Here is a 20,917-nt window from a genome sequence, read left to right as displayed (position 1 = left end):
TTCTTGTTTCCTGTTCTGATTGGCGCTCACCGGTAAAACCTTTGGGAACTAAGCGTATCGGAACCTGCCGCCTAGCTACCAACGGAGAATCTCAAGAAAGTATTGCTACTTGGCGGAGAGTTGATGAGGGTAGTGCGCTCCCCTGCCTTGGAACTCAAGAATCGCAGGATTGAGAACAACACCGTCCTGGATTTCAATGGCCCGTGAAATAGTTTTGTTTTCTTTCCAGGCCTCGGCTCCGGCCAGCACGGTATCGAGGAATGGTAACAAGCCTTCGCTAATCTCCCAGCTGGCCGAGTTCCACAGATACGAAGGGGAATGGTCCACCGCGTAGTAGTTGATGTTCGGACCAATGCTCGACATTGGTTCGGCAAAGGTGCTCGGCTTGGCCCATTCGAATCCCATCCCTTCATCACAAGACACATCCACGATGATGCTCCCCGGGCTGAAAGCACTTAATTCTGCGGTTCGTAAGTACATCAACGGAGCATTGGGGTCTTGGAGAGTGCAGTTCACGACAATGTCGCTTTCGGCCAGGAACGGCGCCAATGGCAATTTGCCCACGTCGGTGATGACTTCGCTTAGGTTCGGACCACCCTCATGTTCAAACTGGACCATCTGTACGGCGTGAATTGGGGAAGCTACGGCAGCTACCGATCGGCTAGTTAGCACCCGAACATCGTTAATGCCGTGGGCGCGCAGCGCGGTGACAGCGCCGCGAGCTGTAGCACCAAAGCCAATGACAGTCGCGGTCAGCCGGCGACCATAGTCTCCGGTGACCCCGCAAAGTTGCAGGGCATGAAGTACCGAGGCGTAGCCGGCGAGTTCATTGTTTTTGTGGAACACGTGCAGCCCAAAGCTACCGTCCGCACCCCAGTGATTCATGGCTTCAAAGGCAATCAGCGTGAGCTTTTTGTCGATGGCAAGCTGCGTCAGCTTTGCGTCCTGGACGCAGTGAGGCCAACCCCAAAGTGTCTGCCCTTCACGCATTTCTTCCAGGTCGGCCAATTGCGGTTTGGGAAGCAGCACAATGTCTGCGCTGGCGATGATTTCACTTCGTGAGGCGATTTTTCCGACAAATGGTGCCAGTTCTTCATCGCTCATGCCACAGGGAATGCCGTATCCGGATTCGATCATGATGCTCTGGCGGGAGTTTTCTTCGATGCGTTCAAAATGCATCGGGTGAATTGGTAGTCGCGTTTCGTCAGTCTTTTGCGAAGTTGCAATGACACCTAGCGAAAGGTTTTTTGTCGAGCCCATACGTGTTGCTCTCTTCCTGTGTGGAACAGGTCAAAATGACCGGCCCCATACTCCTCACGGTACAGGGCTCCACCAAACGGAATTTTGAGAAATCTTTAAATGGCTCTTCAAGTTTTAGCGTGGTGGCCCCAAAATAAGTAGGGCTGTGAGTCTTGTAGTGGCTGGTCTGGGATCAGCTGGCAGGGTAGATGCCAGGCTTCCCTCCGACGTGGGCATGACTCAAAGTAAGGCTGACCCCTGAGGTGTCGTTTGCGAGAATTGTCTGTCTACGTTGTTGGGCGGCCGGCGCCAACCCGGCCCACCTCGGTAGCCTGATCAGAAGAATGTCCACCTATCAGGGTGTGACCCATCACAGTGTTGCTCCAAAGGTGACTTCTTTCCCGGACTGGTACCGGCCGCACGGCCGAAGATCCTGTCCCTGAAAAGAAGAAAGTACCAAGCCGTATGACTATCCTCCCGCAGACCGTTGCCAAGACCTACTCCTATATCATCGGAGTGGATACCCACGCCCGTAAGCATGTCTATTCCATCATCACCTATACCGGCGAACACGTGGAAACCAGGGAATTTCCCGCCACCAGTTCCAGCATCAAACGCGCTATCGCTTGGGTCGGCAGGCGCACCGGAGCCGATGCCAGCACCCTGTGGATAATTGAAGGGACAGCCTCCTACGGTGCCGTAGTCGCCGGTGCGGTCACCGATGCCGGCTACACGGTCGCCGAAGCACCTAGCGGCTACCAGAAAGCCGGGCGCGGCGTGGGTAAGACTGATCCGTTGGATGCCCAGCGCATGGCTGCCGCCGCGCTACCCATCGAGGTGCAGAAGCTGCGTGTTCCGCGACTCAATGACGGTGCCCGCGCTGCTTTGCGCGTGCTGGTGACGGCCCGTGACATGCTGGCTGTGGAGCGTACGAAATACGTCAACGCGCTCACCGCACTGCTGCGTGTGACCTCGCTTGGCATCGATGCCCGTAAACCCTTGAGCAGCACTCAGATCCTCGAGGTAGCGGGGTGGCGGAGCCGGGAGGAAACCATCGAATTGCAGGTTGCCCGTGCCGAAGCCGTGCGGTTGGCCCGACGCGTCGGTGAACTGGACACGCATATCAAGGAAAACACGACTCAGATGACTGAGCTGGTCAAGCTCAGCGAAGGCAAGGAACTACTTGAGCTCACCGGTATCGGTCCGGTGGTGGCGGCGGTCTGCGTGGCCGCGTGGTCCCATCAGGGCAGGTTGCGTTCGGAGGCTGCATTCGCTTCTCTTGCGGGCGTGAATCCCATCCCTGCATCTTCAGGGAACACGGTGCGCCACCGGCTCAATCGTCGAGGTGACCGGCGGTTGAACAAGGCCCTGCATACCGCTGCGATGGTACGGATGACCCATGACGAGGAGACCCGGGCCTATGTGGCTAAACGCACGGCGGAAGGCAAGACGTTGAAAGAGATCCGTAGATGCATCAAGCGGTTTTTGGCACGCCGAATATACAAGATTCTGGAATCTGCGGAAGTACTACCGCTGACGGCTTGACAGATATAGAAGAGTCTCGCAGTCCCTGGTGAGAAAATGGATGTCGTCTAGACAAACCATTACGCAAGGAACTACGAGCCGTGTTCCACGGATACCGGTGGAAGCGACCCTGCGTCGATTCTTAAGAACCTCACTGACTACCATGTCATCAACGCAACCCACGATACTGATGGACAACAAGTCCTCATCGAGCCCAAAGCCCTCGAAGCTGCCGGCCCTCGTGTGGGGTGGTCACCACTCGCATCCACGCCAGGCCAATCCACCGAGTCAAAGACATCCCAACCGGCGGAAACGACCTCCAGATCCTGGTACGCAAACGCCGTATGGCCTGCCAAGAAACAGCCTGTGCACGCCGTGCCTTCGTGCAAACCACCGCCCCAGCTGCCCTCCCCTTGCACGGATCACCAGCCGGCTCTCCAGCGTCTGGTCGATGAGATGAGCTGCGAATTGCGGGCAGTGTCTCGGGTCGCCGCAGCGCACGGAGAGTCGTGGCCTACGGTCATGGCGCGGCTGAATGTTGAAGGTCCGGTTGTCGGGGATGTGGACCGGATGTTTATTCGCCGCCTCGGTATCGATGAGCACCGTTTCCGTAAGGTTCGTTATGCCCGGGGTAGGACGGGAAGAGTCGTGCGGATTGAGCTGTGGTCCATTGTGTTCACTGAGCTTGATACGGGGAAAATCTTGGATATCGTGGACGCACGCCGCGGTGCGGCGGTGAAGAAATGGTTGAAGGCCCGGCCGCGGTATCGGCGTCAAAGTGTTGAGCATGTGGCGATTGATGTGTCTTCAGAGTTCCGTAAAGCGGTGCGGGAGAACTTACTGAAAGCGAAGATCAGTGTTGATCATTTTCATGTGATTCAGCGGGCGAATCATATGATCATCCAGGTTCGTCGACGCCGGTCCGATGAGGTCTTTGAACGTCGAGGTAGGGTGACTGACCCGGCGCATAAGTATCGGAAACTGTTGACCTGTAACTTGGAGAACCTTTCCCATCTTCAGATTGAACGACTGCAAGAGATCCTGTAATCAGATACTGAACTCGCGGTGGTTTATGGGATTAAAGAGCATATGAGAACGCTGTTGCAGGCTACGGACGTTCATGAGTGTCATTCCCGGTGGTCGGTGTTGGAGAAGTCAGCGAAAGCATCGAAAATGGTGGAGGCGCAGTCTTTGTTCCGGACGTTGGTTGCCTGGCGGTGCGAGTTGTTGGTGTTTGTGAGTACCCGGTTCACTAACGCTAAGAGTGAGTCAGTGAATTTGACGGCGAAGAACTTGAAACGGATTGGTCGGGGGTATCGGAATCAGGGTCATTACCGGGGTCGGATATTGTTGTATACGGTGGGCTTACTACCGTGCTGAGCATCCTCACCACGCTTGGCTTTTAAGAGCCGCTAATCTGGCCGGGCTCGCTACTGAGTGCGATACTGGGGCATTTCGCTGGCCTGCATGACCAGCCATGGGCTGAAGGCCCATGGAGCGGCTCGGACCGCTACCGCAAATTCCACGGGATCAACCCAGCGGTAGTCCATGACTTCCTCCGGATTCATGGTGATTTCTCCATCGATCACGGCGGTAAATACCGGACAGATCTCGTTCTCAACAACCCCGGAGGCATCGACCGCGCGATAGCGGAACTCCGGCAGGGCCACCTGGATATCGCGGATCGCCATGCCCAATTCACCGCCAGCATGCCGGCGAATCGCGGTTTCCATCTGCTCCCCCGGCTGGGGGTGGCCACAGAAGGAATTAGTCCATACCCCGGGCCATGTCGACTTTGACAGCGCCCTGCGTGTAATCAGCACCTGGCCCAGGGAATTCTTGACGTGACAGGAGAACGCTTGGTGCAAAGGTGTATCCCCGGTATGCACTGTTTCCTTGGGCATGACGCCAACTGGCTGGCCGTCCTCGGAAAGCAGGATGACATCCATCAAATCCTCGACTTCTCTTTGGTGATTAGCGGGTGAATACAGCTGTGTAAATCAACAACATCGTCAGCAAGAAACCACATAGGTAGTTGATCCACAGAAATCTCTTCCAGGCACGGTTAACCGTACCGGACGTGGAATCCTGCACCCCAAGATGCGGAAGCACATTAAGTATGTAGGCGATGGCGAGCAAGCCAGCTAACGAGCCGACTCCGCGAACCCCGAGCAGAAGCAACAGCCCAGCGAATACATACGCGCCCGCCACCAAGAAAATCGTCGTCCGTGCACCGAATGCTACCGCGATCGAACCAAGCTTTGCTTCACGGTCGGGAAGGATGTCCTGAATGGCACCCAGCGCATGGCTGGCCATGCCCCAGAGGAGGAATGCAGTGAACACCAGACCTTGGGTGGGGTGCACCGGCGCTCCCGCCAGCACCCAGCCGAAGATCGCCGGTGAGACAAAATGGACCGCACTGGTCAGGGAATCCAGCCCAGCGCGTTCCTTGAACCGCAGGATCGGAACGCTATAGGCAAGCAACGCAGCAACCGACCCCGCCAGTACAGCAGTGGAGATGCCGCTACCGGCGAGGGCCAAGACGATCAGGAAGGGCACGGCGGTGATCGCGCTCGCCAGCAAAATCATCCGATGGCTGTGGCGGGCCAGTAGCGCGCCTTCTATGCCGCCCTTTCTCGGGTTGCGCAGATCCGATTCATAGTCGAAGACGTCGTTGACCCCGTACATCACCAGGTTGTAGGGAAACAAGAAGAAGATGGTACCCACGACGAATTTCCAATCCACTGAGCCACCAGCCAAGAGGTAGGCGGCGGCAAAGGGGTAGGCGGTGTTCACCCAAGACACCGGCCGCGAAGTTGTGATAATTCCATGAAGCATATTCAAGCCTTGTCGTGGTCAAGAGTGGAATGGCCGCTGCCCTTGCGCCTTGACTCCTGGCCTTCGAAGAGCCACCAGAGGCCGGGTGCCAAGAGCACGGCGCAGGCGGAGTAGAAGAAGTCCTCAATGGGCGCCAACCCGATGCGCAGACCGGAAAGCGTGTGCGTTCCATAGTCGAAGAGCCCCGCAAAGATCATCAGGTTGTCGAAGATCGCCGTGAGCAGCAGCATCAGCGCCATTGCGGCCAGCAACGGCAGCGCTATAGCGGCAGGCCTTTTCCGGCTGGCCAAGACGCCCAGGAGGAACACGCTGCCTGCTGCAGCAAGAAACCATAAGCTCATCTCAAGAAACAAGGTCATCGCCTTCCCCTTAGCTCTGAGCTTGCACGGCATCGCCGCGCCCGGACCTGGTTCAGCGCTTGCGCTCCGGTGACTAAAATCATCGCGCAATAGCACAGGAAGACCAGGAAAAAGACTTCTTCCAACGGAAACTGCTCGCCGACCATGATCCCGGTCATCAGCTTCGATGGCTCATGCAGGAAGATCCCTTGCCCGATGGCAAGGACATCCCAGAACACAAAAAATCCCGTCCCCAGTCCCAGGACCGCCAGCCCGCGCAGCGGGTGGCGGAAGACAAAGAGCTTCCATTTGGCATCCAATAGCGCCATGCACCCGAGCAGTCCGAGAAGAATACCCAGATAGATCATGTTCCCGCTTCCCTTCTGTTGGCGCTTCGTCGCTCATCGGGCAAGGGGCCAGGGGCAGTGATGCCCAGAACTGCCTTGGCGGCCAGCTCGCCGCTGATCAAGCACATCGGAACGCCAATCCCGGGGCGCACCGTACTTCCGGCATAATGCAGTCCCTGCACCTTCTTGCTGTGGTTGCCGGGCCGGAGCATGGCGCTTTGGCCCAGGGTATGTGCCAGGCCCAACGCCCCTCCCCGGTAGGCGCCATACTGCTGTTCGAAATCCGCCGGCCCGATGCTCTGGCGCACCACGATCCGCTGGCGCAGATCCGAGATTCCGGCCCAGCTCGACAGCTGGTCGATGGCGGCGTCAGCGATCTGCTCGACCATGGCATCCCCGAGACCATCCGGGCCCCCTTTCCCCCATTCTGGCAGGGCCGGAGCAGGCACAAGAATGAACAGATTCTCGCAATCAGCAGGCGCGACGAAAGGGTCGGTGGCGCTGGGCTTGCAGACGTAAATGCTGGTTTCCGGCTGCAATTCGCGGCCGTCGCGGATGCGCGCGAAATTATCTTTCCAGTCCGTGCTGAAAAGCAGGTTGTGATGTTCCAGTTCTGGCAGTTTCCCGGTGATGCCCAGGCACACCAGAATGGCGCTCGGGCCTGGATCCCGGCGCGCAAAATTCTTGGCCGTATGAGTTTGGAGGTGCCCTGGCAGCAGGCTTCCGTCGATATGGCGCACATCGGCTGCCCCGATCACTGCCTGGGCCGCGGTGTGTTGCCGCTTCCCCGTGGCATCGGTCCAGTGAACCGCCGCCACCCGCGGGTTCTTGCCCGGCGTGGTTTCGATCGCGGTGGCGGTGGCTCCTACTGTGATGCTGGCTCCATGCTGGGTTGCCACCTTTGCCATAGCCTCGGCCACCGCAGCGAAGCCGCCCATCGGGTACTTGACGCCATCTGTCAGGTCCAGGTGGCTCATCAGCTGATAGAGCGCAGGGGTGCGCTCCGGGCTGGAGCCCAAGAATACGGCAGGATAGCCAAGCAACTGGCGAATTTCATTGCTCTGGAAACGCTTGGCGAGGTAGCTATCCAGGCTAGAGCCCAACAAGGCGGCCAGCTGTGGGAGCAGACGCAGCAGCTGAGGGTCCAATAGCGACCGGGGCGAGCTGAAATCATCGTAGAGGAAGTGCTGCAGGGCCAGTTCGTAACCTGTGCGAGCGGTGCGCAGGTAATCCTCAAGCGCTGGAGCGCTTCCCGGTTCTAGGGATTCGAAGAGCGCGCGGATGCCCGGTGCGGTGCCCACGTCCACCGGAGATGGGCGGCCTTGGAAGAACGTGCGGTATCCGATTTCCAGTTCGCGCACCTCCAGCTGCGCGCTGACACTGGTTCCCATGAGCTCGAACCAATGCTCGAATACCTCTGGCATGAGATACCAGGAGGGCCCGGTATCGAAGCGGAATCCCGCGCGCTCAATACGGCCGGACCGGCCGCCCACCGTGGCGTGCTGTTCCAGCAAGGTGACATTGCACCCGCGCGCGGCCAGCAGACCGGCGCTGGCCAAGCCCGAGAATCCCCCTCCGATGACTACCACGTCCCGAATTTCTCTGGCCATCTAGTGCCGCCTTTCCATGATGTGACTGGTTTGCGTCTTTCCCGGCCTGCCCAGCAGCACCCGCACCGCGATCATCGCCTTGCGCCCGGGGGAAACCGAGATTCTGGTGCGCAGCAGCATTTTTGCCGGAGCCTTGTCCAGCTGCCTGTTCAATTCTCTGAACAGGTCGTGGGCCAGGCGCACCGCACGCGCCGCGGCGGGCGCCAGCAGTGGCAGCCCGGTACGCGCCGTCTCCAGATCCTGCTCGATCTGCGCCACCAGGCGCTGCTTTTCCTGCTCGCTAAATGCTGCGGGGTTGATGCCGGGGAAATAGGCACGTCCCAGCTCCTGGCTGTCCTGCATCAAATCGCGCAGGAAATTGACCTTCTGAAAGGCCGCGCCCAGGCTTCGGGCCGCCCGTTTGGCCTGGTCCGCTTGCTCCGCGTCCAGCGGCACGGCCCCGGGCATCGCCAGGAACACCTGAAGACACATCAGCCCGATCACCTCGGCGGAGCCGTAGATATAATCTTCGAGGCTGCGCGCATCGTGCTGCCCGGTGGTCAGGTCCGCCCGCATCGAGGCGAAGAACGGGGCAGTCAGCGCCTGCGTGATGCTGGTGGAACGAGCGGTGAGCGCAAAGGCATGCACCACCAGATTGGTGCTGTAGCCGCGTTCCATGGCACGTTCCGTTTCCGCTTCCAGGTCATCGAGGCACGCGGCGATCGCGCGCGGCTCGAGCCCGGCTTGGAAGGCCACGCCGTCGACGATTTCATCGGCGAGGCGCACCAGGGCGTAGATATTGGCGATATGGGTGGCGCTAGCTGTGTCGAGCATCCGGCAGGCCAGCGAGAAGGAGGTGGAGTACTGGCGAAGCAGCACCTGCGCGCTGCGTTGTGCCGTGCGGGAATACAAGTGCAGGGCAGGGGTGCGCGGGTTGAGCTCCCGCGGTTTTATGGCGTTCATCGGCGTCGCTCCAGGATGAGGTGGCTGCAGGTGCGCAGCAGCTGCTGGGCCTGCTCGGGCAAGTCGCGGAATGCCGTCGATCCAGTGGCGCGGCTGCACAGCGCTTGGGCCAGATGCCGGGCGAATTGCTCCGTCCCCTGGTCGACCAGCTCTTGGCGGATCTGCCCGACTGACACGTGACCGGAGCGGAGGCCATTGAGCATCTGGGCAAATTCAGGCTGTTCGGCGGCCAGGGCCAGCAGGATCGTGCTCTTGAATTCGCGCAGGTCGGACTCCACGGATTTGCCGGTGCACGAAGGATCCCCGAAGGTTCCAAGCACATCGTCGATGACCTGGTACGCCACCCCCAGCTGGCAGCCGACGGTGCCGATGTTTTCGGCTTGGCCCATGGTTGCACCTGCCAAGAGCGCCCCCGCTTGCAGCGGCAACTGGAAGGAGTACGATGCGGTTTTTAGCTGCTCCATGCGCAGCACTTCGCTGGTGGTCGCCGGGGCCGAACCCAGGGAGTAGAGCAGATCCTCCAGTTCCCCTGCCCCGGCCTGCTCGATTGCCTGGAAGAAGGCCTGCTCCACGACGGACTCGCTGTCGGTGCCAGCGGCGGCCCGTGCGGCGAGCTTGATCGCCTCGCTGATCAGCAGGTCACCGGCGATGATCCCCACCGAATTCCCGGCATGCTCCGCTTCGGCCTGGCTGCGCCCGACGGTTAGAGCTTGATCGCGGTACAGCGCCGAGATGGTTGGCTCTGCGCGGCGCACGAAGTCCTTGTCCACCACATCGTCGTGGATCAGCAGCGCACTGTGTAGCAGCTCGAAAGCGCAGCCCAAATCGATGGCACGGACCTCATTGCAGCCCGAGAAGGCGCGGTAGCCGAGCATGACCAAGGCCGGGCGCATCAGCTTGCCTGTGGACAGGCGGGCGGTGATCTGCGACCACAGCACGGCGGCCTGCGCGGAATACGCCGCGCTGCGCTGCTGAGCCTGCAACCCGATCTGCTCGAGGCGATCGCTGATGGCCGCCCGGGTGACTTCGTCGATGAACCCCTTCTCGCCGGTCATCGTGCGCGGGCCGGCCGGCGAAGATTGATCGGTACTGGCATGCGTTGTCATAGTTCACTGCTCCGGTGATCTGGTGGGGTGGAATTATCGTCTTGCCCAGTGCTGGCGGCCTGCAGCGATAGGAGGATTTCCGCGAGCAGCGTGCGCAGCGCTTGTCGGGAGGGAGCATCGAGCTGCGCACAGAACCTGTGCAGGCTGCGCAGGATCGCCAGCGCCTCGCCGGTTGCCTCGGGAAAGGCAGGGCCTGCATGGATCACAGTGCGCCTCCGGTCCGTGGGGTGTTCCCGGCGCGCGATCACTTGGCGTACCTCGAGCCGATCTAACACCGCGGTGATGCCGGCCGTAGAAACGCCCAGCTCCTTAGCCAGCTCGCCGGGTCCGGGTGCGCTCAAGCTGCGGATGAGGTTCAGCGCTTTGAGATCCGTGTCGTTCAGATTCAGGCCAGCGCGTAATCGAACTTCGCGCAGTGCATGCGCTCGCTGAAGTGAGATCAGAGAGCGGAAAAGTTCCGAAGTACGGAAGGGAGGTGCACTTGCCATGATTTTTTATCTCGCTAGGTTGATATTTAGCTTATCTAGATACATGATGTTTTAATAATATAGTTTTGTAGAGATAGGTTTGTCGAGCCGCATCCGCAAAAAGATTCCACGATCCTAGGAGCAACGCATGAGACCCTCACACCAACCCGCACTGCAGCCGGGCGTCAGCCCTGTTGCCGAACCGCGATGGACCTGGTCGGTGGTCACGGCAATCTCGCTGGCCACGGCCATCGTCGTATCCTTCATCGGCAGCGGAGCACTGGGCGGCACTCCGGTCCAGCAGGTGGCCGGAGGCTACCTCAGCGCTGATGCGACACTGCTGGCGCCGGCAGGACCGGCATTTTCGATCTGGAGCGTGATCTACGCCGGATTGGCGGTCTACGGCATTTTCCAGCTCACTGCATCGGGCCGGCGCTCTTCCTGGGCAGCGACCCTGCGAACTCCGGCCGTGCTCTCGGCATTGCTCAATGCGGCTTGGATCAGCGTGGTGCAACTTGGCTGGTTGGGACTCAGTGTTGCCATTATTTTCGGCCTCGTCGCCGTCCTGGCGTGGATGATGGCAATCATGCGTGCCGGCACGCCATCATCGGGGCTGGAATACTGGATCATGTGGCTGACCTTCGGCCTCTACCTGGGATGGGTAAGCGTTGCCAGCATAGCCAATACCGCGGCATGGCTGTTGTCGCTGGGCTTCGGCGTCGATGCCGCGTGGGCTCCCCAGCTGGCCGTCGCGCTTTTGATTGTTGCCGTCCTGATTGCTCTGACCATCAGCTTCTATGCGCGCAACATCTTTGCTCCAGCAGCTATCTGCTGGGGTCTGCTATGGATCGGCGTTGGGCGCCTGGGCGGGGCCAACGCATCGAATCTGGTTGGCATCACCGCACTCGGCTGCGCGGCAGCAGTCCTGATTGGAGCCAGCGCAATCGCCTGGCACCGCACATCGAGTTCAAAGGAGGGCTCCCGATGAGCATGATCGCCGTCACCGGTGCCACCGGATACATCGGAGGCCGGCTGGTCCCGCGGCTGCTGCGCCAAGGGCACCAGGTCAAGGTCTTCACCCGAGATGCCCAGCGTTTGCGCGACGTTCCCTGGCATGCCGAGGTGGACATCATCGAAGGAGACCTAGCGGACCTTGAGGCCGTTTCCCAGCTCTGCTCCGGTGCCGACGTCGTCTATTACCTGGTGCATTCCATGTCCGGAAGCCGCAATTTCGCCGAACAGGAGAAAAATTGCGCTTTTGTCATGGCCCAGGCGGCACTGCAGCAAGGTGTTGGCCAAGTCGTCTACCTTTCCGGGCTGCACCCTTCGGGAGAACTCAGCGAGCACTTGGAATCCCGTGTTGCCGTAGGAGAGATCCTGTCCGCTTCGGTGAACACGCTGATCCTGCAGGCCGGACTGGTGATCGGCTCGGGATCCGCCAGTTTCGAGATGATCCGGCACCTGAGCGATGTACTGCCGGTGATGCCGGCACCACGGTGGGTGCGCAACAAGGTCCAGCCCATAGCCATTCGCGATGCCCTGCATTATCTCGTGGCCGCAGCCGAGCTGGGAGCGCCCGTCCAAGGCGCCTATGACATCGGCGGACCGCGAGCCTACAGCTACGCCCAGCTGATGCAAATCTATGCCCGCGTGGCCGGGCTACGCGAACCGACGATCTGGGCGCTTCCGCTGCTGACCCCGCGGTTGGCCTCGCATTGGGTCAATCTGGTCACGCCCCTGCCCCGCACTTTGGCTACCGCGCTCGTCCAGTCCTTGCAGCACGACTGCGTTATGCAATCGCGAAAAATTGACGATCTCATTGCGCCGCCTGCGCAGGGCTTGTGCGACTACCCCAAATCGGTGCACTTGGCCTTGGAAAAGATTCATGCGGACGCGGTGGAAACCACCTGGGCGACAGCCCATCCGATTTCAGCTCCGGCCGAGCCGCTGCCCTCGGATCCACAATGGGCTGGGCGCAAAAGCTATACCGATACGCGCAGGATCAGCACGGCAGCCACCCCGCAGGCACTCTTCCAGGTGGTGCAGCGACTCGGCGGTGATTCGCCATACTTCGCATTCCCAAGTCTCTGGAGGCTGCGCGGCCTGATGGATAAACTAGCCGGCGGCGTGGGGTCACGTCGAGGCCGGCGCTCGCACAGCACCCTGGCCCTAGGCGATGTAGTTGACTGGTGGCGGGTCGAGGCGCTGGAGAAGGACCGCCTGTTGCGCTTACGAGCGGAAATGCGCGTTCCGGGACAGGCCTGGCTTGAATACTCCATCGGCCAGCAAGCCAACGGAAACTCTGAGCTCATCCAGCGTGCGGTCTTCTTTCCCCGCGGCCTCTGGGGACGCTGCTACTGGTGGGCGGTCTACCCGTTTCACGGGGTCATTTTCCCGGCGACAATCGCCAACATCGCGAAGGACGCAGAACAGGCACCGCGCGGTTTCCGGGACTAGGCGCGACTAGGAACGCGTGGGGTTTGACTGCTCCAGGCTGCTGTCCAGGGCATTGGAGGTCTCGGCCAGGAAACGGATCACGACCTCGCGTTCTTCAGGGGTCAGGGAATAGGCCACCTCGAAGCGCTTGGCATGATGCCGCCCCATCTGCTCGCGCGCAGCCAGATGTGCCTGCTCGGTGACTTCGATGCACTGCGACCGGCGGTCCGTCGGATGCTGGCTGCGCCGAACATGCCCATGGGCTTCAAGCCGGTCGATCATTTTCGTCACGGACGCGCTGGAGATCCCGAGATAAGCGCGCAAATCAGTGGGTGTAGTAACCCTGCCCACATTCTTTGCGGCGATCAATTGCCGAAGCGCACGCATGTCGGTCTCATTCAATTGCATATAGCGCTGCGAGCTGCGCATGATCTTGCGCTCAACCTGCCGCATTCGGCCCATCTCGGCCATGATCCGCTCGATCTGCGCCAGATCAGAAGGGGAAATGCCCCGCCGGTCAATCAATAACTGTTCTGGATCCGATTCTACAAGCCCATAAGTTGTGGGCAACCGCTCTACTGCCATAACACCCTCCCCTACGCCCTTGCCCGGCCCAGCAGCACGATTATTCGCTGCCTATGATCCTTTGATACTACGCTTCACTGGCTTGCCATGAAGCAGACAAAAAACCCTGCGGTCCGATTGCTCAGACCGCAGGGTTATCAGGTGCGAGTAGAGAGACTTGAACTCTCACGTCCGAAGACACTGGAACCTAAATCCAGCGCGTCTACCAATTCCGCCATACTCGCTAGCGCTACACCGAGAATCGAAATCCTCGAAGGCGACCTCAATCAGTGTAGCGGAAGTTTTCACCGATACGAAATCGGCGAGTCACGCGGCCTACTTTGGGTCAATCCCCAAGTCACGACGGAGCTTAGCAACGTGACCTGTAGCACGCACGTTGTACTGCGCGAGTGCCACATTGCCCCCTTCATCCACAACTATGGTTGAGCGAATCAGTCCCTCGTAGACACGTCCGTAGTTCTTCTTTTCACCCCACGCACCGTAGGCCTCGGCCACCGCGTGATCCTCATCAGAGAGTGTTGGGAAGTTTAGGGATTCGTTTGCGACGAACTTTTCCAGCTTTGAAACCTTGTCCGGAGAGATACCCAGAACTTGGTAGCCCAGAGACTTCAAAGACTCAATCGAGTCACGGAAGTCGCAGGCCTGCTTAGTGCAGCCTGGAGTGGAAGCTGCCGGGTAGAAATATACGATGGTTTTCTTACCGCGGTAATCAGATAAGGACAACGAGTTACCCGCTGCGTCAGTCAGGGTAAATTCTGGAGCCTTATCGCCAACGGCAAGGCGTGCGGTTGTTTCGGAAGTGCTCATTACTGGACCTCTTTTCTTCGCGGTATACAAAAAATCCGACCTGATGAATCAGATCGGATTTACTGTGCGCCCCTCGGGACTTGAACCCGAAACCTAATGATTAAGAGTCATTTGCTCTACCAATTGAGCTAGAGGCGCATATCGCTCTGACTAGTTCTTTTGAAGAAGTTGTCTTTGCAACGTAGATAATCATAAGCAGTAACCGACCAAAAAACAAAACCCGGTCAATCTGCCGCTAATGAGCGCGTAGCTACTAGTCAACCCCTGATTTACGATAGGCCAACTGAGCACCAAGTAACTCACGCCACACCATATTGTCTATGCAGCGCCTCACATTACCTTCCGTGCCTTGTGGTTGCCACGTAGAACACGGGCCTACAGGCAGAAGGAACGCAATTTGAATTTAGGTCCCGAAAATCCGGGAAAACAAAAATAGGCCAGACCGAAGTCTGACCTATTTTCTTTGGTGCGCCCCTCGGGACTTGAACCCGAAACCTAATGATTAAGAGTCATTTGCTCTGCCAATTGAGCTAGAGGCGCGTTTTATTCTTTTGTGAACATATTGCTCATCGCAACGATCAATATGTTGGTGCGCCCCTCGGGACTTGAACCCGAAACCTAATGATTAAGAGTCATTTGCTCTGCCAATTGAGCTAGAGGCGCCCGCTGCGATGTTCTAGAAGCTTTTGGGCTCCGCGCTTTCGCAACGAGATAAAACTTTACCAGCTTTATCCCCCAGCGCAAACTCGATACCCACCGCGGACCGGTGACCTTCATTACAGGATATGACTAGGCGTTACTTCCATAGGATCGCTTCGGTTTGTACAGTGAATCCATGAGTGGACAACAAACAATTTCTTTCCCTTCCCAAGATTTGATTGATGCGGTGGGCTCATTCCCCGAGAATCTCAAACCAGTGCTGTGGGATCTGGTCAACGACCCGCAGACTCCCCTAGACGAGATTGAAATTGCGGTCATGCCTTATATGGCTAACCCAGCCGCCCTGAAAAACATCCGCAAGGCACCTAACTTGAAGATTGTTCAGACTCAGACCACCGGCTTTGACGGCTTAGTGGATCTGATTGGAGACCGGGCAAACATCAACACAGCAGCCGGAGTGCACGCGGCATCAACTGCAGAGATGGCCATCGGTCTGGCTATTGCGTCCCTGCGTGGATTCCCGCAGGCAGTTCGAGACCAGCAGGACGGCCGCTGGAACCCGCAGCAGTGGCCTGGTCTGGCTGATCGAACCGTAGGACTGGTAGGTGTTGGCGGAATCGGTGAAGAAATTCGCAAGCGTCTGGAACCTTTTGAGGTAAACCTGCTGCGCTTTGGTTCAACCGCTCGTGCAGATGAGCACGGCGAAATCCTTTCCACCAACGAACTTTCCCAGCACGCTGCAGATATAGAAGTACTGATCTTGATTGTGCCGCTCACCGATTCCACCCATCATCTTGTTGACGCTGAGCTCTTGGCGCAGCTGCCCGACGGCGCAACGATCGTGAATGTTGCTCGCGGACCGGTGGTTGATACCGATGCTTTGGTTAAAGAAGTCGCCTCTGGACGCCTCAACGTTGCCTCGGATGTGTTCGACCCGGAGCCACTGCCTAAAGATCACCCCTTGTGGCAGCATCCCAACGCGCTGATCATTCCCCACAACGGCGGAAATACTGCAGCCTTCTTCCCGCGTATGGTCAAGCTCCTCAAGCGACAGCTAGTTCAATGGTCCGAGGGAGATTTTGGCGAGAATGTTGTGCACCGCAGCTAACAATTAGGTGACACTTATCGACCCCGGGAGTTTTAGCCCCGGGGCTATAGCGATGGTGCGCTATCTTTGATAAATACCGTTAGTCCACCATTGTTATTGGTGCGTGCGGCATAGAACGTTGCTTGCTAAAGGAAGATGAGCCATCCCAGTGCCCGATTTGCCACTAAGTCTCGTATCTCGACGCGCAATGCTGACCGGTACTTTGGCGACAACCGCTCTGGCATTGGCCGCCTGCACTGGAAAATCTGGCACTCAAGCCGATCCGTCTTCCAATGCTTCTGCCTCAAGCACCCCGATTCCCCGGACCCTACGCCTGTCCGCCTCGGCTCCGCCGATCAAGTTAGATCCAGCCGTGGTTGCCGACAATGAGTCGTTCCGCGTCACTCGTCAGGTGTACGAGACGCTCGTTAATATTGATCTGGATACCGGTGGCGCAATTCCAGGACTGGCAGAGTCTTGGATTGAAAGTACAGACGGACTAACCTACGTCTTCAAATTGCGTGAAGGTGTGCTCTTTCACGACGGCACCGAGCTGATTGCAGCCGGCGTTATTGCCAACTTCAAACGTTGGGAATCCCTGTCCAGCTCCCAAACCGCCTCGTCGACGCAGGGTTTCTTTGACGTTTTCCACTACGACTGTGACATTCCCAAGCTCCCTAAGGCCGACGATCTTGAGCCGGAGGTCAAGGACGGCGAATCCGCTTCGGCAGAACAACTGGCCACACAGCAAGAACGTGTTCAACAGCTAACGGAGCTGCAAAAGCAATTCACCACCAACCTCTTTACTGGTAAGTCAAAGGGTGGGAGCGCAAGCTACTTCAGGTCGGTGGAAGCCACCGACAAATACGAAGTCACTCTACGTTTGCGCCGCCGCCTGCCAGATCTTATTGAGGCATTCACTCTTCCAGGAATGGCCATTGCTGCACCTAGCGGCCTGACCGGTGGACCAGAAGATAACCCTGCCGAATCTTTGGCTACCGCACCGGTCGGCACCGGTCCCTATAAGTTTGTTTCTTTGGACAAGGTTGTTGTTCGTCTCGAGATCTTTGCTGACTACTGGAATCAGAAGCGGCTCATAGACAATAAGCAACACCCAGAAGTAGTTCTCATTTCTTCCATACCTTCCCCGTATAACCGGGAGGGCGCCTTGCTGGCCGAAGAAGTTGATGGATTCGATATGGTCTCCGTTGACACCATGCGCACCTTGGTACGCAATGCAAAGGTAGTTGTTCAGCGTGACCCATTCTCCGTGCTGTACCTCGGCATGGATCAGCGCAACAAGTGGCTAGCAAAGCCTGAGTTCCGCAAGGCCATTGCCCATGCAACTAACAGGACTTCACTGGCTGACAAACTATTCATTCAGGGATCAAAGTACGCGGCCACCATTTTGCCGCCAGCGCTGAACATTCCCAGTCCAGAAAATACGCCGAGTCATGATGAGTCCAAGGCCAAGGCACTTCTGGATGAGATCAACTACAAGGGAGAAGAAATTGAGTTTGCCTACCCACTACGGGTATCGCGCAACTATCTCCCACTTCCTGAACGTACCTTTGCTCAGATCTCAGAGGACCTAGCCAAGGTAGGCATTCGTATCAAGCCTCGTCCTATCGCGTGGACCGATGGCTATGTGAAAACCGTGCAATCAAGTGAATTTAACGGGCTGCACCTACTCGGGTTCTCCGGAGGCTACCGCTCAGCAGATGACTTCTTCTCCGGAATATTGGCAAATAAAGCTAATGAGTTCGGATACAAGTCAGCGTTACTTGACTCACAAATCTTGCTTGCTCGTTCCATTCCTTCGGGAGAAGAACGCACTAATGCCTACGCAAGCATTCTGAAGACATTGGATGAGGATCTACCCTTGTTGCCACTGGTCTTCCCAATCTCAGCCTTGGCGTTCAACGGAAACGTCACCTTCTATCCCCCATCGCCGATGCTCAACGAATGCTACGCCGATGTGCAGATGACTAATTCACCAGCCCTAAAGAGTTAATCAGCATTAACCCAGTTAACGATTTCTAACCCAAGGGTGGTTAGGTCTACTCTGGGATAGAGCAAAGTATCACTGTCGATGGAGATCCTCGTGCCTTCTGAAACGTCAACCGAATCTTTTGACGTAGTACTAATCGGTGCCGGCATCATGAGTGCCACTCTTGGCACCATGATCAACCAGCTGGAACCAACCTGGTCTATTGGTCTCTTTGAGAACCTAGACAAGGCGGGGTTGGAGTCATCCTCCCCTTGGAACAACGCTGGTACCGGCCACTCGGCCCTGTGCGAGTTGAACTACACCGCAGCTTCTGCTGACGGTTCGGTTGATCCAGCCAAGGCTATTGGCATCAACGAACAGTTCCAGATGTCCCGCCAGTTCTTCTCCTGGGCCGTGGACAACAAGCGCGTTGCTGACAACAGCTTCATCAACCCGCTTCCTCATATGTCGTTTGTTATCGGCGAGGACCACTCCAAGTACCTGCAGACCCGTTACGAGGCACTGAAGCCCAACGCTCTGTTTGAGGAACTGGAAATCACCAACGACCTAGACACCATCAACCAGTGGACTCCACTCGTTGCTCAGGGTCGCGACGCTTCGCAGAAGGTTGCAGCTTCACGCGTAACCTCGGGTACCGACGTTGACTTCGGTCGCCTCACCGCAGATTTGACCAACTCGCTGAGCGCCGCTGGTGCTTCGGTGAACTACGGTCACAAGGTTCAGAACCTCAAGCGCTCCGGTGCTGGTTGGGAACTGACCGTCAAGGACAAGGCCTCCGGCACAGTAAAGAACGTCAAGGCAAAGTTCGTCTTTGTTGGCGCAGGTGGCGGCGCACTGCCACTGCTGCAGAAGTCAGGCATTGATGAAATCAAGGGCTTCGGTGGCTTCCCAGTCTCCGGTCAGTTCTTGCGTTGCACCGATGAGACCATCGTGAACCAGCACAATGCTAAGGTTTACGGCCAGGCTTCGGTTGGCGCTCCTCCAATGTCGGTTCCACACTTGGACACCCGCTTTGTTGATGGCAAGCGCTCGCTGATGTTCGGTCCTTACGCTGGATTCTCGATGAACTTCTTGAAGTCCACCAGCCAGCTTGATCTTCCACTGTCGCTGCGCCCACACAACCTCATTCCGATGTTGGCTGTTGGCAAGGACAACCTAGATCTGACTACTTACCTGATCAAGGAAGTTCTCAAGTCCCGCGCTAAGAAGGACGAGGCACTGACCGAGTACTTCCCTGGTGCCGATGGTTCCAAGTGGGAATTGATCACCGCCGGTCAGCGTGTACAGGTCATCAAGAAGGATGCCAAGAAGGGCGGTGTACTTCAGTTCGGAACCGAGGTCATCACTTCTTCGGACGGCTCCATTTCCGGTCTGCTCGGCGCTTCGCCTGGTGCTTCGACCGCAACCCCAATCATGGTTGGCCTGCTCTCGCGCTGCTTCCCTAAGCAGTTCGCCGGCTGGGAGTCGAAGCTCAAGGACATGATTCCTTCTTACGGTCAGAAGCTGAATGAAAACCCAGCGCTCTACGCTGAGGTTAAGGCTGCTACCGATAAGACTCTGGGACTAATCTAGTTCTACGTTCAAAGGTCCGTCCACCAATTGGTGGACGGACCTTTTTACGTTAACCACACCATGAGCAACTAGACACCAGCAACAAAGCTCGAGACTTGCCTCTCAGCCATCGCAAAAATGATAGTCACTCAGCATCGTAGCTACAGACCCGTTGTGCTTACCCCATATGCCGCCTGCTTCTGGGTGAAGCCTTCAAATTCCAGCTGTTTGACCAGCCCTGACTTTGAGAATGACGTATATTCCAAGTAACTGGCAGCTTTCAACGCGGCCTGTTCGTTCCAATCAACAGTGACGCGTTCAACCGCCCAAGCAGCTTCGGATTTTGAAAAACCCTCAAATTCAAGCTGTCCAGCGAGACCAGTCTTTGAAAAAGCGGTATATTCCAAATAATCAGCAGCTTTATTCAGCGCATTTTGCTGGCTAAGTGTCCCAGCTTCTTCTTCCGCTTTCGCCGAAGCTTCCGCTTCCTCCTTAGCCTTGGCGCTAGCTTCAGCTTCAGCTTTCTTTTCTTCCTCAGCCTTTGCTTTTTCTTCCGCCGCGGCCTTTTCTTTCTCTTCGGCAGCGGCCGCTGAACTTGCCGCAGCTTTTTCTTCCTTGGCCTGTTCCTCCGCCGCTTCTTTAGAGCTTTCGTCAGCTTCAGAAAAAGCAGAGGCACTTGCCAACGGTTCCTCGGCCAGCGCGATATTCGAGGCGCTTGCAGCAACATTGGCGCTTGGACTTGCAACTACCGGGTCACCACCCCCGTCTTCGCCCCCACCACTAAGCGCAGCGATGACAACAATGGCAACGATTCCCCCTAGAACGCCGAGGCCAATTTTCTTTCCTCGCCCAAGGCGCTTCTTGGCGGAAGACACAGACAACCCAAGCGGCGAGGAACCAAGTGAAGCGCTATTTGTTGCTCCCCAATCCGGCACTACAGACATGAACAGGAACGGGTTCTGCGAATACTCGATCGGCGGTTCAGCAGCAGCTCCGGTATTCATGTCAACCCACAGAGGCCATCCGGCTGGCGGAGCGCCCCAAGAAGGCTCTGGGGTCCATTGGACACCAGGGACAAAATCGTGCGGAAGGTAAGGCCGCCAGGCTGGCGGTGGATTAAAACGAGTGGACAACTTGTCCTCCTAGGAACTGATTTGAGAGTGAACTTGATGGCCCCAATCAATCCCCACCAAGTAGCCCCAAGCGTACGTCCAGCTTCCGACATTTTAGAGAAATTCAGACAAATAAGTTTACGGCTCTAATTGTTACTGAACAGAAACTTCATTAGAACGTTGACGTAAAGCAGGCATAATACTTTTCCTAGAAATCTTGCAACCACCAGAAAGTACCAAATTTTCATAAAAGCGAC

The 20,917-nt window shown here is 57.4% G+C and carries 18 protein-coding genes, 4 tRNA genes and 1 pseudogene; 7 read left to right on the top strand and 16 right to left on the bottom strand.

Annotated features, from left to right (window positions below; translation table 11 throughout):
- Positions 1–105: 105 nt before the first annotated feature.
- Positions 106–1,260, bottom strand: a complete 1,155-nt coding sequence (locus tag ACT3RW_RS06660; RefSeq protein WP_444613228.1) for a N(5)-(carboxyethyl)ornithine synthase — start codon at positions 1,258–1,260, stop codon at positions 106–108.
- 444 nt (positions 1,261–1,704) lie between these two features.
- Here ACT3RW_RS06660 and ACT3RW_RS06655 point away from each other — a divergent pair, with 444 nt between their 5' ends.
- Together ACT3RW_RS06655 and ACT3RW_RS06650 are read left to right on the top strand one after the other, a co-directional pair.
- The gene (locus tag ACT3RW_RS06655) at positions 1,705–2,784 is read left to right on the top strand and encodes an IS110-like element ISAar16 family transposase (RefSeq protein ID WP_444613227.1); all 1,080 of its coding nucleotides are present in this window, start codon (positions 1,705–1,707) and stop codon (positions 2,782–2,784) included.
- 117 nt (positions 2,785–2,901) lie between these two features.
- Positions 2,902–4,143 (top strand): annotated as a pseudogene (locus tag ACT3RW_RS06650) (ISL3 family transposase).
- Positions 4,144–4,193: 50 nt separating this feature from the next.
- On the opposite strand, the gene idi reads toward ACT3RW_RS06650, so the two are convergent.
- Genes idi through ACT3RW_RS06610 form a run of 8 tightly spaced genes read right to left on the bottom strand, consistent with a single transcriptional unit; the run spans position 4,194 to position 10,432 of the window.
- On the bottom strand, positions 4,194–4,712 hold the full coding sequence (gene idi / locus ACT3RW_RS06645; protein ID WP_444613226.1) for an isopentenyl-diphosphate Delta-isomerase: 519 nt from the start codon (positions 4,710–4,712) through the stop codon (positions 4,194–4,196).
- 25 nt (positions 4,713–4,737) lie between these two features.
- Entirely contained in the window at positions 4,738–5,601 is an 864-nt protein-coding gene (locus tag ACT3RW_RS06640; protein WP_444613225.1) for a prenyltransferase, read from the bottom strand.
- Positions 5,602–5,603: 2 nt separating this feature from the next.
- Positions 5,604–5,960, bottom strand: coding sequence for a lycopene cyclase domain-containing protein (locus ACT3RW_RS06635; RefSeq protein WP_242632427.1), 357 nt, complete (start codon positions 5,958–5,960; stop codon positions 5,604–5,606).
- Positions 5,957–6,307 (bottom strand): lycopene cyclase domain-containing protein, encoded by a 351-nt coding sequence (locus ACT3RW_RS06630; RefSeq protein WP_444613224.1) that lies wholly within the window; start codon positions 6,305–6,307, stop codon positions 5,957–5,959. Before ACT3RW_RS06630 ends, ACT3RW_RS06635 begins: the two co-directional genes overlap by 4 nt.
- Positions 6,304–7,875: a phytoene desaturase family protein gene (gene crtI / locus ACT3RW_RS06625; protein ID WP_444613223.1), complete on the bottom strand. Its 1,572-nt coding sequence runs from the start codon at positions 7,873–7,875 to the stop codon at positions 6,304–6,306. Before crtI ends, ACT3RW_RS06630 begins: the two co-directional genes overlap by 4 nt.
- Positions 7,876–7,896: 21 nt before the next feature.
- Positions 7,897–8,838 carry a phytoene/squalene synthase family protein gene (locus ACT3RW_RS06620; RefSeq protein ID WP_444613222.1) on the bottom strand — a complete coding sequence of 314 codons (942 nt, stop codon included), beginning with the start codon at positions 8,836–8,838 and terminating at the stop codon, positions 7,897–7,899.
- A complete protein-coding gene (locus ACT3RW_RS06615; RefSeq protein ID WP_444613221.1) occupies positions 8,835–9,944 on the bottom strand; it encodes a polyprenyl synthetase family protein in 1,110 nt (369 codons plus the stop codon). Before ACT3RW_RS06615 ends, ACT3RW_RS06620 begins: the two co-directional genes overlap by 4 nt.
- Positions 9,941–10,432: a MarR family winged helix-turn-helix transcriptional regulator gene (locus ACT3RW_RS06610; RefSeq protein WP_131087963.1), complete on the bottom strand. Its 492-nt coding sequence runs from the start codon at positions 10,430–10,432 to the stop codon at positions 9,941–9,943. Before ACT3RW_RS06610 ends, ACT3RW_RS06615 begins: the two co-directional genes overlap by 4 nt.
- Before the next feature lie 127 nt (positions 10,433–10,559).
- Between ACT3RW_RS06610 and ACT3RW_RS06605 the strand changes: the two genes are divergently transcribed.
- Both ACT3RW_RS06605 and ACT3RW_RS06600 read left to right on the top strand, forming a co-directional pair.
- A complete protein-coding gene (locus tag ACT3RW_RS06605; protein WP_444613220.1) occupies positions 10,560–11,399 on the top strand; it encodes a tryptophan-rich sensory protein in 840 nt (279 codons plus the stop codon).
- Positions 11,396–12,868 carry an SDR family oxidoreductase gene (locus tag ACT3RW_RS06600; protein ID WP_444613219.1) on the top strand — a complete coding sequence of 491 codons (1,473 nt, stop codon included), beginning with the start codon at positions 11,396–11,398 and terminating at the stop codon, positions 12,866–12,868. Before ACT3RW_RS06605 ends, ACT3RW_RS06600 begins: the two co-directional genes overlap by 4 nt.
- A 6-nt stretch (positions 12,869–12,874) precedes the next feature.
- Here ACT3RW_RS06600 and ACT3RW_RS06595 read toward each other — a convergent pair whose 3' ends face one another.
- The 6 genes from ACT3RW_RS06595 to ACT3RW_RS06570 form a co-directional block, all read right to left on the bottom strand.
- Positions 12,875–13,432, bottom strand: a complete 558-nt coding sequence (locus ACT3RW_RS06595) for a MarR family winged helix-turn-helix transcriptional regulator (protein WP_444613218.1) — start codon at positions 13,430–13,432, stop codon at positions 12,875–12,877.
- Positions 13,433–13,574: 142 nt separating this feature from the next.
- A tRNA-Leu gene (locus ACT3RW_RS06590) sits at positions 13,575–13,656 on the bottom strand.
- Positions 13,657–13,747: 91 nt separating this feature from the next.
- On the bottom strand, positions 13,748–14,239 hold the full coding sequence (gene bcp, locus ACT3RW_RS06585; RefSeq protein ID WP_444613217.1) for a thioredoxin-dependent thiol peroxidase: 492 nt from the start codon (positions 14,237–14,239) through the stop codon (positions 13,748–13,750).
- 65 nt (positions 14,240–14,304) lie between these two features.
- Positions 14,305–14,377, bottom strand: a tRNA-Lys gene (locus ACT3RW_RS06580).
- 326 nt (positions 14,378–14,703) lie between these two features.
- A tRNA-Lys gene (locus ACT3RW_RS06575) sits at positions 14,704–14,779 on the bottom strand.
- 47 nt (positions 14,780–14,826) lie between these two features.
- Positions 14,827–14,902, bottom strand: a tRNA-Lys gene (locus ACT3RW_RS06570).
- Between the two features lie 172 nt (positions 14,903–15,074).
- Here ACT3RW_RS06570 and ACT3RW_RS06565 point away from each other — a divergent pair.
- From ACT3RW_RS06565 to ACT3RW_RS06555, 3 genes are all read left to right on the top strand, one after another.
- Complete coding sequence (locus ACT3RW_RS06565; RefSeq protein ID WP_444613216.1) at positions 15,075–16,007, top strand: 2-hydroxyacid dehydrogenase; 933 nt, start codon at positions 15,075–15,077, stop codon at positions 16,005–16,007.
- Positions 16,008–16,155: 148 nt separating this feature from the next.
- Positions 16,156–18,000 carry an ABC transporter substrate-binding protein gene (locus tag ACT3RW_RS06560; RefSeq protein ID WP_444613215.1) on the top strand — a complete coding sequence of 615 codons (1,845 nt, stop codon included), beginning with the start codon at positions 16,156–16,158 and terminating at the stop codon, positions 17,998–18,000.
- A gap of 78 nt (positions 18,001–18,078) precedes the next feature.
- Positions 18,079–19,569, top strand: a complete 1,491-nt coding sequence (locus tag ACT3RW_RS06555) for a malate:quinone oxidoreductase (RefSeq protein ID WP_444613214.1) — start codon at positions 18,079–18,081, stop codon at positions 19,567–19,569.
- Between the two features lie 140 nt (positions 19,570–19,709).
- Here ACT3RW_RS06555 and ACT3RW_RS06550 read toward each other — a convergent pair whose 3' ends face one another.
- Positions 19,710–20,552 carry an Ltp family lipoprotein gene (locus tag ACT3RW_RS06550; RefSeq protein ID WP_444613213.1) on the bottom strand — a complete coding sequence of 281 codons (843 nt, stop codon included), beginning with the start codon at positions 20,550–20,552 and terminating at the stop codon, positions 19,710–19,712.
- Positions 20,553–20,917 lie beyond the last annotated feature (365 nt).

It is taken from the genome of Glutamicibacter sp. AOP5-A2-18, from assembly GCF_052446055.1.
Classification (GTDB): Bacteria; Actinomycetota; Actinomycetes; order Actinomycetales; family Micrococcaceae; genus Glutamicibacter.
This window is presented reverse-complemented; position numbering and strand designations above follow the sequence as displayed.